Below are 17,066 nucleotides of genomic sequence, written 5' to 3'. Positions count from 1 at the left end.
GATCGTGTCCGGTAAAATAACGATGATCAGGTTTGTAGTGAGGACTTGAGTCCTCATAAAAATCAGAGGAATAAAGTCCTGACTACAAACCTATTTTAGGGCTGTTGTTTAATCGTACATAATATTGAGTGATTGCATCAGGGTTTGGAGCGCCGAGAAAGGCAGTTGCATTCTTTTTGTAAATTGGTATCACAATGGATAATTAAGTATAAATTTCTAAAAAGGCCCAAAAACCCAGAAACAAGCTGAACTTTTGAAGGTTCAATTGTTCGCCGACTCAAACTCACACAATATAATATAAAATAGATTTTTATTACAGCCGAGATTCCTACCTTGACTATTCCGATTCCTCAAAACTTTGTGCAAACGATCGCCAAACAGCGCGGTGTCACAGATGCCGAGTTAAAAACCGTCTTTATGGCTCTCGACGGTCAATCTACGGCTACCATCGCCAGGAACCTCGGCATTAGCGATATCGCCGTTCGCAAAAGACTCGGCGAAGTTTACAAAAAGTTTCAGATAGGGGGGAACGGCCCGGGAAAGCTGTCAGAATTGAGACATCAGTTGCTGTTTTCATACCACAGCGAGCAGGAAGCAAGCGATTTTAGTCCCGAAGGTAAAGGATCTTTCTTCAAAATGCCGCTCCTCTCCGTTGGCGCAGCCCCCGTAGGGGCGAGCTCCGCTAACGCCCGCCGACAGCAAGATTGGGGCCAAGCACCGGATGTTGCAGTTTTTTACGGACGGAGTGAAGAATTAACTGCTTTAAACCAGTGGATTGTATCGGATAATTGTCGCTTGGTAGCGCTGCTGGGTTTGGCCGGTAGCGGCAAAACAACTCTGTCTGTGCAGTTGGCAAAACAGCTACAGAATGAGTTTGATTTTGTGATTTGGCGATCGCTGCGATCGACACCGACTGCGGACGAATTTTTAAGTAACTTAATTCAAGTTTTTTCTAACCAACAAAAGGTCGATCGGCCGTTAGCGGAGCCAACGAACAAGATCGAGCAGGGCGACCAAATTTCGCGTTTGATCGAGTATCTCCGCAAACAGCGCTGTCTGCTAATTTTAGACGATTTTGAAGCAGTGCTCAGACCTGAAGAACTAGCGGGACACTACCGCGAAGGCTGCGAAGGATATCGAGATTTAATTGTGCGCCTCTGCGAAGTCAATCACCATAGCTGTTTGCTGCTAGTTAGTTCCGAAGAACCTACAGAACTAGCTTTGCTGGCGGGAGAAAAAGTACGTTCTTTAAAACCCAGTATTTCCTCAGAAATTGCCCGAGAGATTTTCCAAGAAAAAGGCTTGTCAGCTCTAGATGGAGAGTGGGAAATCTTGTTGGCACGCTACGGAGGCAATCTGTTATCATTAAAAATTGTGGCCGCCACGATTCACGATTTTTTTGAGGGGAATGTTTCCAAATTTTTGGAAGCGACAGGATTATTTATTGAAGAAAATATCAGCAATTTGCTCGCGCAGCAGTTCGATCGAATGTCGAGTTCAGAACAAGAGATTGCCTGCTGGCTGGCTATTGCTCAAAGTCCAATTTCCCTGGCGACTTTGCGAGAGCAGATGTTAGTCAACTCGTCTCTTTCCGATTTGCTAAAAAATCTCGATTCTCTGAACCGCCGCTCGCTGATTGAAAAAATCAGTGAGGGCGGGGAAACGGTTTTTATGCTTCAGCCTTTAATCGTGCAATATGTCAGGGAAAGATTGGTCGAGCAAATTCGCTCGGAGGTTTTAGAGACAGTTAAGACGCAAGAAATAGAAAGAATGCGCCTGTTGAAAACTCACAATTTTAGTCAGAGTATTGTTCAACTAAAAGAAGGCAAAGAGGCTGGCAGTCGTTCAATTTTAGAATTAGTTAAAAATCGGCTGCAAGTTGTGTTTCTGAAAACTACAGGATTTGAAGAACCGCTAAATATCCTGACGAAAGTTGTCTCGGATTTGGAGCGAAAATCGATGCTTGAAGCCGGATATGCCAAGGAAAATCTGGCGCAGATTATTGCCGAAATTCAGTGATCACAAAAAAGCGATCGCCCCAGTCAAAAAAACCAGTCAAAAAAGCGATCGCCCAATGTTCAACAAACACGGAATTCGATAAAATTATTTGACAATACCGAAAACCGAAGCAGATTCGGAGCCCGTAATTTTGCCCAAAGCAGGCGCTGTTTGAGCTCGTGCAATTTTGGGAAGCAAAAATCCCTGCGTATAAATCCGAGGATTTGCTTGAGAAATTTGAACGTAAGATTGGCGGACTTCTGCGTTGACTGCCACAGTCTTAGCATCGTAGACTTGCATCGCCATGTTCGGATAAAAACCAATGCCAACAATCGGTATCAAGAAGCAAAATGCGATCGCCACTTCCCGAGGTTTAGCATCAATAAACTGTGCATCACCAGGCAAAATACAACTATTACCAAAACACACCGCTTCATCCAGATTTTCTCGCTGATTCCGCAAATCTAGATCCTCAAGGTCGCAAGCCGCCAGTGTCCCGCAGTTGTAAAATAACTGTCGCAGCATCGAGAGCAAATAAATCGGTGTCAAAATCAGTCCCACTGCCGCCAGGAACACTATTACTGCGCGGAAAGAAGTGCCGTAAATATCGCTAGTTGCAACGCCTACAAACACTGACAGTTCGCTAGCAAAACCGCTCATCCCGGGGAGTGCCAAAGAAGCCATCGCGCCCGCGGTAAACAAGGCAAACACTTTCGGCATCACTTTCCCAATCTCGCCCATCTCGTCCATCACCATTGTATGGGTGCGATCGTAGGTAACGCCAGCTAGGAAAAACAATACTGAAGCAATCAAACCGTGGGAAATCATTTGCAGCAGCGCCCCGTTGATTCCCAAATCCGTGAAGGAAGCAATACCCAACAACACGAATCCCATGTGAGAAATCGACGAATTCGCCAAGCGGCGCTTCATGTTCGTTTGGCCGAAGGAATTCAGCGCACCGTAGATAATGTTAACAACACCCAGCACCGCCATAATCGGTGCAAAGTAAATGTGTGCTTTCGGAAGAAGTTCCAAATTCAGGCGGATCAGTCCGTAGCCGCCCATTTTCAGCAACACGCCGGCCAGAATCATCGACACGGGAGAAGATGCTTCGCCGTGGGCATCAGGCAGCCATGTGTGAAAGGGGAAAATCGCCAGTTTCACGCCGAAGGCAATGAACAATCCCGCATAAAGTAGGATTTCTAAACCTAGCGGATAGTCCTTCAAGCCGAGTTCTACCATGTCGAAGGTAACGTTTCCTCCGCCGTAAAATCCCATTGCTAAGGCAGCTACCAGAATAAAAATGGAAGCACCAGCAGTGTAAATCAAGAATTTGGTAGCTGCGTAGCGACGGTTTTGTCCGCCCCAAATCGAGATTAGCAGGTACACCGGAATTAGTTCTAATTCCCAGACAATGAACAGCAGCATGATGTCTTGGGCGACGAATACTCCTATTTGTGCCGAATACATCACCAGCATTAGGAAGTAGAATAGTTTTGGCTTGCGATCGACCTCCCACGCAGCAAAAATAGAAAGCGTCGTCACCAATCCCGCCAACAACACCAGCGGCACCGACAATCCGTCAACCGAAACAGACCAATTGAGCCCTAAAGAAGGAATCCAGGAATATTTCTCGACGATTTGGAAAGTAGAAATGCTCGGATCGTAATGAGTCCAAAACACCCAGCACATCAATACAAAGTCTGCAATCCCAACGCTCAGAGCATACCAGCGGACTGTTTTGCCGTCTGTATCCGGCAAAAAAGGGATGGCGGCGGCAGCTATGAGTGGTAGGATGACAATTGCGGTCAGCCAAGGAAATTGATCCGCTATCATGATAGTGAGAATAAATACTTAGTTGGAAGTTACGACAATTATAATACTAAATTTAAGCAAAACTTAATATTTGTGAATTTTTTTTGAAAAATCTCCGGATGGGGAAATAAATCATAGATAGTGGCAAATGTCAATAGTTTTTCCAATTATTTTATTCAGCAGTTCTTAGCCGGACTCAAACATTTTATAGCTCATAAAGTGGCTCTAAACCTTTCTGGACAACGCTTGTGAAGTCGAGCACCCAAAAATGACAGTAATGTGGCAGCGAGCATCTGTGTTTTATATTTGTAGCATCCCAAAGCGAAAAAAATCTTTTTACAAAACACAGATCCTCCCCCTCACGGTTTCGGGCAAGTCTTATTTGTGAAGTCACAGCTATAAATATAAGGTTTTTGCCAGCTCAGAGGAATTTCCAACAAATCCCTGGTTCCGGTCATTCCTTGTCCCAAAAAGAGCAATACAGCGATCGAATTCAAGATTACATGGATCGTGCGCCAGCGATTCGATCGATCTTTGTAAATGTCTTGAACAATCGCCAGCGAAAATACCATCAGCAGCGCAGCGGTGATGCCAATGTAGTAGTGAGACCAATACCATTCATCGGTGCGCCGATAAACGCCATCTTGAGCGCCAAGAATCACCAAACCAGCACCCGTCAAAGTCGCAAATATACCGCGCCACATAGCCGGCTCAGCTCGGTACAGCATCACCAAAGAAGCAACAGTGGCAACAAACATCAGTACAATGAAAACGACTTGAAACGAGTTTTTGCTCCAAATTTGTTCGCTCAAAATATGCTCAAAAATCGCGTAGCCCAAACCCAACAACGTCACTCCTACCACAGATCCAGACAGAATTTTACCTGCTTTGACGTGTTCTGAGCCAACTATAGGGGGAATTTTGCTCTTGTCCCCAGATGCAATTTGCTGGCGGCGCTGCATAGTTTGCCAAGCCATATTCAGCACAATACCAAGCATCGGAAAAACGATCGCCACAGCTACAATAGGATGCAGCAAAGCCATAAAATCTTTAAATTCCATAAAGCACGTTTTTGTTTTTAAACTGGATAAAACTAAACTTTTGAGATTTTCACGAAATCGATCGCCCGATCGCGATCGAACAAAACCCGAGGCTTCAATAAAATCCCAAATAACAAGAAGAGAGACTTTAACTCACCAGGAGCACAAGAGCGTTTCCATTGATTCGGACGACAAAACAACATCTCAACCAGACATCGATGTTGCGGCAAAGCCAATTCATCAAACCGGATGCGTACCGAGGGAAATTCATTGCTAAAATCCACCCTAGTTATCTCTCCTTGCAGCCTCAAATTATCTTCCAGAATTTTGAACTTGACTGGGAGCAGTTCTCCTGGAATCAGCGCCGGGAATCCGGCTTGAGTAATCTCTAGATGAACTCCCACTTCAGAAATAAAAGTAGTCACGCCCCAAAAGATTTGTCCGTCGATCGCCAGCCGTACCAATCGACGCAAATCAAATTATTCGTATCGATCTGATTTAGGAGCATCTAACAATATTAACAGCGTAATGCTGATAATTAAAAGGTTGTAGGCGCTCCAAATCCAACCAATCCCAAATCCTTTGAGCTTCTGGATGATTTCCGGCTCTGAGGCGTGCATCTGAAATTGAATCAAACAGGTTCCCAGAACGTGCCACAGGCTGATGGCATTCGGAATAAATAATAGCAGCAACGGTAGCGCTAATTTCCAGTTGAAGGAAAAGCGATCGCTCACAGTACCTTTGGCTGTGACGTTAAATCCTTTGGAGAAGGGAGAAAGCATTACCCCAAAGACCGTCAAAACCAGCGGAAATGCCAGTACCAGCGAATAAATATCAGAGAGTAATGCCGATCGCGATCGATGATTCAACCACGAGAAAACCGTTAACTGCACTAAATAATAGGGCAGAAAAAAGTACAACATTTCGGGAACAGTGGCTCGGATGGGAATCACGCCCAAAAAGGAATAAGCTAAGGGCATCAACAGAAAGCCGATGCGCGGAATGCTACCAAACCAATTCAGGAGTCCTTCTAAATGGGCGAGTCGCTGAATCAGGTTTAATCCCGGGATAGTCAGGGGATTGGAATCAATAAAAAAAGCTTGTAAAGTTCCGCGCGCCCAGCGCAGCCGTTGAGTCGCGTAAGCAGAAATATTTTCGGCTGCTAAACCAGCGCTAAGTTTTTCATTGAGATACACCAAACGATAGCCTTTAGCAGAGAGTTTAATGCCTGTGAAATAATCTTCACTAAGGGATTCTGTAACAAATCCTCCGGCGTGTACTAAGGCGCTGCGCCTCACAACAAAGGAAGTTCCAGAACAAACTACACTGCCGGCCCCATCTTTGAGCGGTTCAATTTGGCGGTAAAAAACCTCTTCTTCCGGCGCGATCGCGTTATCCAAACCTAAGTTACGGGCGATCGGGTCAGCATTGTAATAACTTTGAGGCGTTTGAACCAGGGCAACTTTCGGATCTTGGAAGAAACCAACAGTGCGAATCAGAAAGTTTTTGGTAGGGATAAAATCGGCATCAAAAACAACGATGAAATCTCCTTGAGTCTGAGTCAAAGCATGATTCAAATTCCCTGCTTTTGCATGGTTATTATTAGCTCTAGTGCGGTATTCACACCCTAATTCCTCTGCAAGTTCTCGCATTTCTTCACGCTTAGTGTCATCTAGAAGATAGATTTTTTTATTGGTATACTCGATGGCTTGACAGCCAATTACCGTGCGTTTGAGAAGATAAACAGGCTCGTTGTAAGTGGGAATCAAAATATCAACCGAGGGCGCGAATCGACCCTCAACTACATCGATCGCCAACCGATTCGCTTCGGAACGCCGATCCTTGACGCGCAACATCAAAAATAACTGAAGGATATTGGTAAGCAAGAGGAAAAGTTCTAGGAGAAATAACCCAATGCTAAAGACTCCATCTAAGGGATTGGATACATTTAAAGTTGTGAGCGATCGCCACAGCATATAACGAGTCACCAACACCAACAAAATGCCTATGACTACAACCCGCGACCAGGTTCGGGGTACGGGCGAAACACGCATAATCAGCCAAGAAATGGCCAGCAGAGCGATCGTAGGTGTTAGCAAAGACTCCCCCATTACCATTGGCACTTCCAGCCACATTGGAGGATGATTTTGCATTGATTGGAGTTTGGCAAATAGATAATAGAGAGTACCGTTACCAGAAAACCAAGCTGCAACCAGTCCACCGGTTACGATAACTGAACCTAACATCACGAGGGTGGCGATCGGTATCCGGTTGCTGCGGGCACTGTCCCGACGATGCAAGCCCAAAGAATTCAGCCATGAAGTCATATGACAGTTGATAGTTAATAGTTGATAGTTGATAGTTGACAGTTGACAGTTGACTACCTTCCTTCTTTCCTCTGCCTCCTGCCTCCTGCCTCCTGCGTCCTCTTCCTTCTTCACTTTGAGTTTAGCGGAACAATTCTTTGTTATTGAGAATAGCAGGCCAATTTTTATTTGCTAAAGCAATGTGACCGGGAATATCACCCATCCACTGTGCCTGTACTTTCTTGTCGTAGTTGAGATAAAGCTTCCCATCAACAATTTTCCAAGCATCAGGCTGGGTAGCAACAAGATTTCCTTCACTCGCAGCCTGGGCGCAATATCCACCGTATTCAGGAGCATACTTTTCAGGATTTTTAGCAAACATATCACGGTTTGCTGCGCTAGCAAACATCCAAGTTGTGCCACCCCAATTATGTTTAAACTGGCTAACTCCCATCAATAATTTGCTTTGGGTGAAATAGGCTACGACATCCTGACCATCAAGAGCCATACCTTTTTCGGTGTAATACTTAGGATGAACAGTTGTTGTGCTACTTTTACCCGCACAAGGATTGGCTTTTCCAGCACAAGGATTGGCTTTACCCGCGCAAGGATTGGCTTTACCCGCACAAGGATTTTTACCCGCACAAGGATTTTTGCCAGCACAAGGATTGGCTTTTCCAGCGCAAGGATTTTTACCCGCACAAGGATTGGCTTTACCCGCACAAGGATTGGCTTCTGCAATCTTGAAGGAAACGGTTGTAGAGTTTGAGTTGGTGGCAGCCTTGAAGTTGGCGTAGCTAACACTAGCTGTTGCCAAACCTAGAATAGTGGCAATGGCGATCGTGGTAAGGTATTTTACTTTCATGTGTTTAATTTCCCGATGAATAGTTAGTAGTTTCAGACCAGATATTTGCTTGAGAGTTTTTGATCTCTGGCAAATTGGTGGCTGTTTGTTGTTCTCAATATTTGAGGTTATTTACATTAACACTCAAGAATATGAGGGCTAGATGAGGAAGAGATGGATGGCAGATAAAACTCTGAAGGCTCAATCGGCTCGTTTCTTCAGCAAAAATTCATCTAGGAATTAGCAACGCATCATCTAGTTAGCAGGAATATCTTATAGAGTGGAGATATACCATGACTATTGGTGTCAAATTTATGACAGGAAAAGACTGGTTAGTTAATGATGATGGACGGTACGATGTTTGCGAGGCTACTAATCAAATTGAAGATTTGACTCATCCTTACCGACTTTACCGATTTTTAACTGATTTGGAAGATGTATTAGAGCAAATTAGTGATGATTATTTACGACTTCAGGCAATTTGTCCCCTTGTCCGTAGGCTGTTAGATAGTTCTCCCTGGCTGCAAATTGCTCTTCTCGAACCTGACTCTGAGACGGGATGGGCGGTACAAACTCTTTATGATGAACCGTTTTTTTCTCTGACTGTGCAGTTGGTGGCTTGGGCTCCGGGTGCGGTTTCTCCGATTCACAATCATGCTAGTTGGGGACTGGTGGCGCTACTGGGTGGACAGGAGAAAAATACTTTGTGGAGGCGATCGCCAATTCCGAAGTTTCCCGATAAAATTCAAACAGTGGGAGATATTTTGCTTGCACCCGGTGATGTTTTGTGCTTAATGCCCGATGCAATTCATCATGTGGAAGCGCTGGGAAATGAACCAACCGTTAGTTTTAATCTTTATGGTGAAGCAGATTATGCTCGACGCTTTGAATTTGATCGTGTCAAAGGTACGGCGGAGATTTTTTAAGGATAAATTTCGCGATTGAGCGATCGAGTGCAGATTCAAGGCAGATAAACACAGATGCAACGCAGATAATTTTAAGATATAAAATTGGATGAGTACCAGAGGTTTTTGTCAGGTGCGTCGCTGCGAGATTATCAATCTTTAGTTAGGATTGATCGCAGGCGACGCACCCTACGACTCATATCCAATCAACCGGGTTTTTTAGCTAATCTTCTGGCTAGAACGTGTCTTTTCGTCACAAACAAGGCTTCTGACTTTTCGTGAATTCCTCACTACATCTGGCAAAAAAATGAAGCTAATTCGCCAAGTTAGAGCCACTATCAACCATCTCACTAGCAAGCGAATTTCCACTTCTTCGCTTCAGTTTCGATTGACTATGGACTTGCTGGTACTTTCGATTTTAGGACTTAGCAGCGTGGCATTTTGGGCGGGCTGGCAAAGGTCGCAAAATCTAGTCGGCGCTCACAAACAAACGCTGGAATATATTGGAACGCGTTTTCCCGAACAGGTTGAGCTTTATAGTGAAATGGGTTCACTAGAAATTGGCTTGACTCGCAGCGTCCAGAAAGCTTCTACAGGCGGAATCATGGTGTGGGTAAAACGCAATGATGGGATGCTTTTGGTCAGTTCACCAGATATGGATATGGAATCTTCTAAGATTAGGAAGATGATCTCTTTGACCGAAGTGCCTGCTGAGCCGACTTTTGTTCAGGTGGACGATCGCTATTTGGTGATTTGTAGCACACCTCTGAAAATCAAAAATCAGTTGCTGGGTAGGGTATATTTCTCTCAAGATATCACTGACGAGCAACGTCAATTAAATGATGGAATTCGGAGTTTAATTGTTGTGAGTATTGTGGTAATATTAGTGTTAATGTTGGCGATCGCCAGTCGCATCCGTCACGCTCTGGGCCCTCTGGAAGAGATGAGTCAGGTTGCTAGCACTTTGTCTGCTGATAATTTGCAGGCGGCAAAACTCCAACTGCATCAGGCTCCTGATGAGATTTTAGGACTTGCACAAACCTTTAATGAAATGTTGTTTCGATTATCCGGTTCCTGGGAGCAACAGCGCCAGTTTGTGGGTAATGTTTCTCACGAATTACGCACTCCTCTAACGGTGGTTGTTGGTTATTTACAAAGTTTGCTGCGACGCAGCACTAATTTAAGCGACTATCAACAACAAGCACTGGAAACGGCGGTTGGTGAAACTGAACGCACGATTCGGATGTTAGAAGATTTGCTCGATTTGGCGCGGGCTGATAGCGGCAATTTGCACTTTCGCTTGCATCCGGTTATCCTGAATACTCTGGTGGCTGAGGTGGCCGAAATGAGTGCAAAGGTTAGCAATCGGAAAGTTATTTTGGTGTCAAATGATGAGGATGTTGTCGCCTGTGCGGATCAGGAGCGTTTACAACAAGTTTTAATTAATTTAGTTGATAATGCTATCAAGTATTCTGCTCCCGAACAACCTGTTGAGTTAGTCTTAGAAAAGAGGGAACAGCAGGTGATGGTTCATGTGCGCGATCGCGGAATTGGTATTTCTCTCCCGCATCAAAACCGGATTTTTGAGCGGTTTTACCGGGTGAATGAGTCCATGACTCGCTCTAGAGACGGTACTGGGTTGGGATTGGCGATCGCCAAAAGCCTGATCGAAGGGATGGAAGGACGTATCGCGATCCGCTCTAAACCAGGAGAAGGTAGTATTTTTACTATCACCTTACCTATCTGGAAAGTGTAATTATGGGCGATCGCATTCTCCTTGTTGAAGATGACCCTAAACTGGCAAAGTTCATCGAATCTGAACTTACTTTAGAAGGATATCACGTCACCGTCGCTCCCAATGGATTGGATGGATTGACGATCGCCCGCACAGCCCAACCTGATTTATTAATTTTAGATTGGATGCTTCCAGGTATCTCTGGATTGGATATTTGTTTGAGGTTGCGATCGACTGGCGTGCAAGTACCAATAATTATATTAACAGCCAAAGATGAAGTACCCGATCGCGTAACTGGATTAAATGCTGGCGCTGATGATTACGTGACTAAGCCTTTCAGTATGGAAGAACTCCTAGCGAGAGTCAAAGCACGCCTGCGCCGAACTCAACCAAACGACCCGGAACGGTTAGAATTTGAAGATTTAATTTTAAACTGTTTAACCCGTGAAGTTTATCGAGGAAATCTACTAATTGAACTCACTGCAAAAGAGTTTGATTTGTTAAAATTTTTGCTGCGGAATCCCCGTCAAGTCATTACGCGCGATCGCATTTTAGAAAAAGTCTGGGGTTACGATTTTATGGGTGAATCAAATATTATTGAAGTGTACGTTCGCGCCTTGCGGATTAAGTTAGAAGCAAGTAACTCAAAACGATTGCTGCATACTGTTCGAGGAGTTGGCTACGTGTTGCGAGAGCAAAAGTAATATCATTTCTCAAAAAAACGACCAATTTTGTGTTTTCTAACAGGAAAAATGAGGCTTGTTTACCTAATTATTTTGTCAGGTGCGTCGCTGTGAGATTGTCGATTTTTATGCCGGAATTTTAGATTGCGACGCACCCTACGGCTACGGCTTTACATAATTATTTTGTCAGGTGAGTCGCTGTGAGATTGTCGATTTTTATGCCGGAATTTTAGATCGCGACGCACCCTACGGCTACGGCTAGTGTTGCATAAAAACTCGGTTTCCAGTCACCCGTGCGTAAGTCCTACAGTCAAGAGTTGTTCGGCGAAAGATGCAATTAGAGTGAAATCGGTCAATTGCGAGATCCATTTTTCCGGTATGGTAGATTCGCCGTAAAAAGCTCCCGCTAACTGTCCGTAAACCGCACCAGTTGTATCCGCATCGTCGCCCAAATTCACCGCCAACAAACACCCTTCTGCAAAAGAAGAACTGTTATAAAATGCCCAAAGTGCTGCCTCTAATGACTTAACGACATAACCAGTACCCTTAATTTCAGGAGGTTGTCGCCGTTTAAAAGAACCCGCCGCAATTTCATCGATTTCTGCCACCAGCGGGTACGCGGCCCAATATTCGGCGATCGGACAATATCTTTGCGAAAGCAAAACTTCTTTACTAACTTTATTTACAGCCCCCGCAATTAAGGTACCAAAATAGCGGCAAGCATCGACGCAAGTAGCAGCAGCGTGAGTAGTGCGAGAACTTGCTCCCGATTTTTCTATGACTTCTCAAGGATTTTTTGCATAAAATAAAGGTAGGGGAGCTAAACGCATAATCGAACCATTTCCAGCAGTCCAAGATTCGGTAGCACCGCAGTAAGATTTTTTTGTAGTTTCAAACTGCCAAAGTGCTTGTTGAACCGTATTGCCAATATCAAAACATTCACCAGTGCTGCTCAAATGTCCATCTTGCCGCCACCGCAAATATGTTTCTAATTGATGGACTGGATCGAAACTTTTTTTCTCAATCAAACTTTCGGCTAAACAAAGTGCCATTGATGTATCATCCGTCCACTCTCCCGGTTGCAGTCGAAACGGGCCGCCACCAATCATATCGTTAATGGGTTCAAAGGTTCCGGGGCGATGGAATTCTAAAGTTGTTCCGAGAGCGTCGCCAACTGCTAAACCGAGAAGACTGCCGCGATAATGTTCTATTGGCTGCATATAGTAATGAAAACTTGGTAATGGGGAATTGGTAATAGGGAATTATGGATTTATGCACCGATCGAAGAAACGGAGTTTTTTATCGAATCTGCGGCTTGCAATGAAGTATTTTTGTAAAACAAACCCGGTTTCTAGACTCCCATGCGTAAGTCCTATAATTGTCTAAAGTGCGGGCGGAGTGTCCTGCTAATGACTAATGACTAATGAGTAATGACCACTCAGGCTAATATTGATGTTAACCTGTCCATACCCGAACTCAGACCTGTCCATGATACCTGATGCCTCTGCCGGAGCCGCTGCTGCTGCTCAATCAACACCCGAAATCAGCTTAGAGCTGCAAGTCCGACTCAAGACTGAAGATGGACAGCTATTGTTGCTGCTTCCTCCAGAAACCAACACCGAAGCTGCAACTGGTGCGGCTTCGACTTGGACTGAACTTTGGCAGCAGCTAAAAGTCAGGCTGAATGCAGGTGAACGGTTTTGGCAGCCAAATGCAGAAGTACAATTGATGGGGAGCGATCGACTTTTAGATATCCGCCAACTGCAATCCATCGCTGATGCCCTATCGGAAGTGGAACTTCAACTCAAACGAGTCCACACCAGCCGCCGCCAAACCGCCGTTGCTGCTGCTACGGCAGGTTATTGTGTAGAACAGCACCCTCCGGTTTCTTCCCTGAGTAAAGCCTCCGCCGAAAAACCGCAATCGCTGGCAGAACCTTTATATTTGCAGATGACTGTGCGATCGGGCGTAGAAATTCGTCATCCCGGGACGATCGTACTTTTGGGAGATGTAAATCCCGGCGGTTCAGTAATCGCCGGGGGCGATATCCTAGTTTGGGGGCGTTTGCGGGGCGTAGTGCACGCCGGTGCCGGCGGCAATACCAAAAGCGTGATTATGACCTTGCAGATGGAACCGATGGTGATTAGGATTGCTAAGTATGTGGCCAGAGGCCCAGAAACCTCACCCGCTCAGTTTTTCCCGGAAGTCGCCTATGTGACACCTCAAGGGATTAGGATCGGTAGAGCCTCTGATTTTGACAAATCGCAGTTAGTTGGGGGTAATGAGTAATTAGTTATTAGTTATTAGTTATTGGTTAGTTGTTATTAGTTATTAGTTATTAGTTATTGGTTAGTTGTTATTAGTTATTGGTTAGTTGTTATTGGTTACGAATTATCAATTTCCAATTCTTAATTTCCAACAACTAACAACTAACGACTAACAACTAACAACTAACAACTAAGAGGGCGGGTTCTCTTGGTACCGCCCCTACCAACTACCAACTACCAACTACCAACTGACTACTGACTACTGACTACTGACTACTGACTACTGACTAATAAATCTAAAATCGCTTATGGCTCGCATTATTGTTGTTACATCAGGGAAAGGCGGAGTGGGAAAAACCACATCCACAGCCAATCTCGGCATGGCTTTAGCTAAGCGGGGGCGCAATGTTGCCGTAATTGATGCTGATTTCGGCCTCAGAAATTTAGACTTGCTGCTGGGCTTAGAAAACCGCATTGTTTACACGGCATTAGAAGTTCTCGCCGGAGAGTGCCGGTTAGATCAAGCTTTGGTGAAAGATAAGCGGCAGCCGCGCTTGGTGCTGTTGCCGGCGGCTCAAACTCGGATGAAGGATGCCATCAGCGCCGAGCAAATGAAGCAGCTTGTGGGGATGTTGGGAGCAAAATATGACTATATTTTGATCGACTCTCCGGCTGGTATTGAACAGGGTTTTCAAAATGCGATCGCCCCAGCCCAAGAAGGGGTGATTGTCACCACTCCAGAAATCGCTGCTGTTCGGGATGCCGATCGAGTCATCGGGCTGCTCGAAGCCAACAACGTCAAGAAAATCCAGCTAATCGTCAACCGGATCAGACCCGCAATGGTGCTGGCAAATGATATGATGTCAGTGCAAGACGTGCGGGAAATCCTCGCCATTCCGCTGTTAGGCGTGGTTCCCGACGACGAGCGCGTAATTGTTTCCACCAACCGAGGCGAACCGCTAGTATTGTCGGAAACGACATCTTTAGCTGGAACAGCCTTCGACAATATTGCCCGCCGCTTAGAAGGCGAAAAAGTTGAGTTTCTCGATCTCAATCCCCGTCCAGAAAACTTCTTCACTCGCCTCCGCAAGTTCTTAAACACTAAAATTATGTGATGTGCTGATTTGCTTGCGACTTCAAAAAGCCGCCACCGCATCACAAAAACTACTTGAAAGTTTTCCCCAGTGATACCCGTTCCCCAAAAAAATCAAACTGATGAACCAGATCCCAACCCCAGTAGTCTTCAGCGATTCCCCGATCTAAAATCTAAAATCTAAAATCTAAAATCGACTGACTTTTTCTATGCCCAACCCTTGACAAACCCGCTCTACCCATGCTATATACACTTCTTGAACGACTTTTCCCGCGCACCCCTGACAACAGCCGCGACGATGTAAAACGGCGGCTGAAACTTGTTCTAGCCCACGATCGCTCAGAGCTCAGTCCAGAAATGGTTGAGTCAATGCGCCGAGAAATTCTAGAAGTGGTGTCTCGCTATGTGGAAATCGATACTACCGAGTCGGAGTTCTCGCTAGCTAGCGACCAGCGCGCAACAGCATTGATTGCAAATCTCCCGATCCGGCGAGTCAGGCTAGAAAAGTCACGGGAGAATTTGCCCCAGAATTTGCCCCAGAATTTGCCCCAGAATCAACCAGATAATTTGCCCGATTATGTACCTGAGTATGTAGTCGAAACTCTCCCCGACATTAGTGAGTGACAGGGGAGTATCTGGGGCTTGGTAAAAATATTTTTTTGTTGGATTGCGAACTCGCAAGCGATCGCGAGTTTTGTCCGAGCGAGTTATGGAATAGCGCTACAAAAAAAACACAGATGCTCCCTCAAGAACTGTTTTAGTTTATATACAAAATGTTTGAAGATCCAAACAAATCACCGGATTTAGGATCGCTCTACGATTCATATAGTTTCCGGTTGCATCGGAATAATAAAATCGAGTCAACCGTCAGCCGTGCAAGGCATTTATTTGGCACTCCCACAAAAAAAATGCTTTTCACAAAAATGAGATACTCCCTTGTAACTGAAGTTCTAACGCTCGGTCGGAGCGAATTTCTAAGCCTGGTAAATCGTGTTTTACTAACAGTTTTTCGCCTGTTTCCGCAGTGGCGCTCGGCCAGAGTACCCAACGACTACCTTGGGAAAGAGTGCTTAAACTTGCCGAGTTTTGAGTCAGCCAAATTATCGATTGTTTCGGCCGATTTTCAACAGATTCTTCGCCAGCATTAACCGCCGCTAAAGTTTCCAAAACTACCCGGTTCCCCGAGACAAGTCCAGTTCCGGCAGTCCAAAGTTTGACGTTTAACAGGCGCTTGCTAGCATAGAAGTAAATAGAGGCAGCTACTGTCACCGCTCGTTCAAATTCCTCTGCTTGCCACATCGCAGCGCTGTCGAGAGCAATAATAATTTCTTGACCGCCGGCGGCAAGTTCTAACTCTCTCACCCGCAGTTCTCCGTAGCGGGCGCTGGTACGCCAGTGAATCAGGCGGGTGGGGTCTCCGTGGCGGTAAGGTCTCAGGTTGCGGGTGAGACCTTCGGTAGCAGTTTGCACTCGGGTACGATCGTACAATTGCGGGCTGTCTTCTTGACCGACGCGATCGACCAAAGGGCAAGTGGTCAACGGCAAAACCTGCGGGTAGACAACCGCCACCGCTTTCGCAGTGCGGCTGCGGCGGCACCAAAACAACCCTAAAGGCGCGGCAGTCCTCAAGTTGACCTCTTCCCAGCGATAGACTCCCCGGTGCGGGACTTCTAGATAGTATGTATCCTTGTATGTGCTTGACCCCTCTATGACATCGATCGGGCGGACGACCTCTTTTCCCAATACAAACGGCAAGATGTCTACCACTTGCAACAAAGTTTTAGGTTGGCGGGCGCGATTTTCGATTTCTAGTTCGATCGTAATTTGATCTCCCGCACTCACCGGTTCGATCGAGTGGCGGCGGACTGCCAAAGAACGCAGCGATTTTGCCGGCAAAACCGCAGCTACTGCCAACAGCGCCAAACTCCCACCGCTGAGCGCGTACAGCCACCCAGCCATTGTATTGGTAGCAGACCCAAAAAAGAAAACCGTCATTCCCGAGAGCAGCCAACCCGCGTAGGCGGGGGTTACAGCGCGATTTTCGAGCCAGCCGGCAATTTTTTGAGTGATATTCATACAAGTTAAAATTGTTAATTACTCGATCGCCCGCCCAGCCTAATTGTAAAATATTCTCACCATTTAGCACCGAATTAGCAAGCGAGCGATTAAATTATAAATCTGGCATTCTTTCGCAATTAATACACTTACCCCGCCCAAAAACGGATACAAGTTTCCGACATTCCCGAAAGTCAATCCCCAAATTTTAGACTCCCGTTCCTGCTCCCAGATTAATCTGTAGAGTAAATCTCAAATCTCAAATCTCAAATCTCAACTAGACTGACAGGAGACCAAAAAATGAACCCCCCAAACAATCCTACAC

12 protein-coding genes and 2 pseudogenes are annotated in these 17,066 nt (G+C 45.6%); 7 read left to right on the top strand and 7 right to left on the bottom strand.

Features of this window, described 5'->3' with window-relative positions; all coding sequences use genetic code 11:
- The first annotated feature begins 333 nt into the window (after positions 1-333).
- On the top strand, positions 334-2,019 hold the full coding sequence (locus IQ270_RS11730; protein WP_193973393.1) for an NB-ARC domain-containing protein: 1,686 nt from the start codon (positions 334-336) through the stop codon (positions 2,017-2,019).
- Positions 2,020-2,103: 84 nt separating this feature from the next.
- Here the strand turns inward: IQ270_RS11730 and IQ270_RS11725 are convergent, their stop codons facing one another.
- The 5 genes from IQ270_RS11725 to IQ270_RS11710 form a co-directional block, all read right to left on the bottom strand.
- Positions 2,104-3,834, bottom strand: coding sequence for an NAD(P)H-quinone oxidoreductase subunit 4 (locus tag IQ270_RS11725; RefSeq protein WP_193973392.1), 1,731 nt, complete (start codon positions 3,832-3,834; stop codon positions 2,104-2,106).
- A 338-nt stretch (positions 3,835-4,172) separates the two neighbouring features.
- Positions 4,173-4,874, bottom strand: a complete 702-nt coding sequence (locus IQ270_RS11720) for a DUF4079 domain-containing protein (RefSeq protein WP_193973391.1) — start codon at positions 4,872-4,874, stop codon at positions 4,173-4,175.
- A gap of 32 nt (positions 4,875-4,906) precedes the next feature.
- Positions 4,907-5,326 (bottom strand): PilZ domain-containing protein, encoded by a 420-nt coding sequence (locus IQ270_RS30965; RefSeq protein WP_228056276.1) that lies wholly within the window; start codon positions 5,324-5,326, stop codon positions 4,907-4,909.
- Positions 5,327-5,332: 6 nt separating this feature from the next.
- Positions 5,333-7,294, bottom strand: a complete 1,962-nt coding sequence (locus IQ270_RS30960) for a glycosyltransferase (RefSeq protein ID WP_339384131.1) — start codon at positions 7,292-7,294, stop codon at positions 5,333-5,335.
- A gap of 7 nt (positions 7,295-7,301) precedes the next feature.
- Complete coding sequence (locus tag IQ270_RS11710; protein WP_193973390.1) at positions 7,302-8,024, bottom strand: YHS domain-containing (seleno)protein; 723 nt, start codon at positions 8,022-8,024, stop codon at positions 7,302-7,304.
- 272 nt (positions 8,025-8,296) lie between these two features.
- On the opposite strand from IQ270_RS11710, the gene IQ270_RS11705 reads away from it, so the two are divergent.
- From IQ270_RS11705 to IQ270_RS11695, 3 genes are all read left to right on the top strand, one after another.
- Complete coding sequence (locus tag IQ270_RS11705) at positions 8,297-8,929, top strand: cupin (protein WP_228056275.1); 633 nt, start codon at positions 8,297-8,299, stop codon at positions 8,927-8,929.
- A gap of 286 nt (positions 8,930-9,215) precedes the next feature.
- Positions 9,216-10,664 carry a HAMP domain-containing sensor histidine kinase gene (locus IQ270_RS11700; protein ID WP_193973389.1) on the top strand — a complete coding sequence of 483 codons (1,449 nt, stop codon included), beginning with the start codon at positions 9,216-9,218 and terminating at the stop codon, positions 10,662-10,664.
- Positions 10,665-10,666: 2 nt separating this feature from the next.
- Positions 10,667-11,347: a response regulator transcription factor gene (locus IQ270_RS11695; protein WP_193973388.1), complete on the top strand. Its 681-nt coding sequence runs from the start codon at positions 10,667-10,669 to the stop codon at positions 11,345-11,347.
- A gap of 266 nt (positions 11,348-11,613) precedes the next feature.
- Here IQ270_RS11695 and IQ270_RS11690 read toward each other — a convergent pair.
- A pseudogene (locus IQ270_RS11690) lies at positions 11,614-12,546 on the bottom strand (ADP-ribosylglycohydrolase family protein).
- 268 nt (positions 12,547-12,814) lie between these two features.
- On the opposite strand from IQ270_RS11690, the gene minC reads away from it, so the two are divergent.
- The 3 genes and pseudogenes from minC to minE all read left to right on the top strand — a co-directional run.
- Positions 12,815-13,615, top strand: a complete 801-nt coding sequence (gene minC / locus IQ270_RS11685; RefSeq protein ID WP_193973387.1) for a septum site-determining protein MinC — start codon at positions 12,815-12,817, stop codon at positions 13,613-13,615.
- Positions 13,616-13,901: 286 nt separating this feature from the next.
- Positions 13,902-14,708 carry a septum site-determining protein MinD gene (gene minD / locus IQ270_RS11680; protein ID WP_193973386.1) on the top strand — a complete coding sequence of 269 codons (807 nt, stop codon included), beginning with the start codon at positions 13,902-13,904 and terminating at the stop codon, positions 14,706-14,708.
- 218 nt (positions 14,709-14,926) lie between these two features.
- Positions 14,927-15,184, top strand: a pseudogene (gene minE, locus IQ270_RS11675) (cell division topological specificity factor MinE); the annotation flags it as partial.
- A 417-nt stretch (positions 15,185-15,601) separates the two neighbouring features.
- Here minE and IQ270_RS11670 read toward each other — a convergent pair.
- Positions 15,602-16,762 (bottom strand): DUF58 domain-containing protein, encoded by a 1,161-nt coding sequence (locus IQ270_RS11670; RefSeq protein WP_193973384.1) that lies wholly within the window; start codon positions 16,760-16,762, stop codon positions 15,602-15,604.
- Positions 16,763-17,066 lie beyond the last annotated feature (304 nt).

This window comes from Microcoleus sp. LEGE 07076 (genome assembly GCF_015207455.1).
Taxonomy (GTDB): domain Bacteria; phylum Cyanobacteriota; class Cyanobacteriia; order Cyanobacteriales; family Microcoleaceae; genus Microcoleus.
This window is presented reverse-complemented; position numbering and strand designations above follow the sequence as displayed.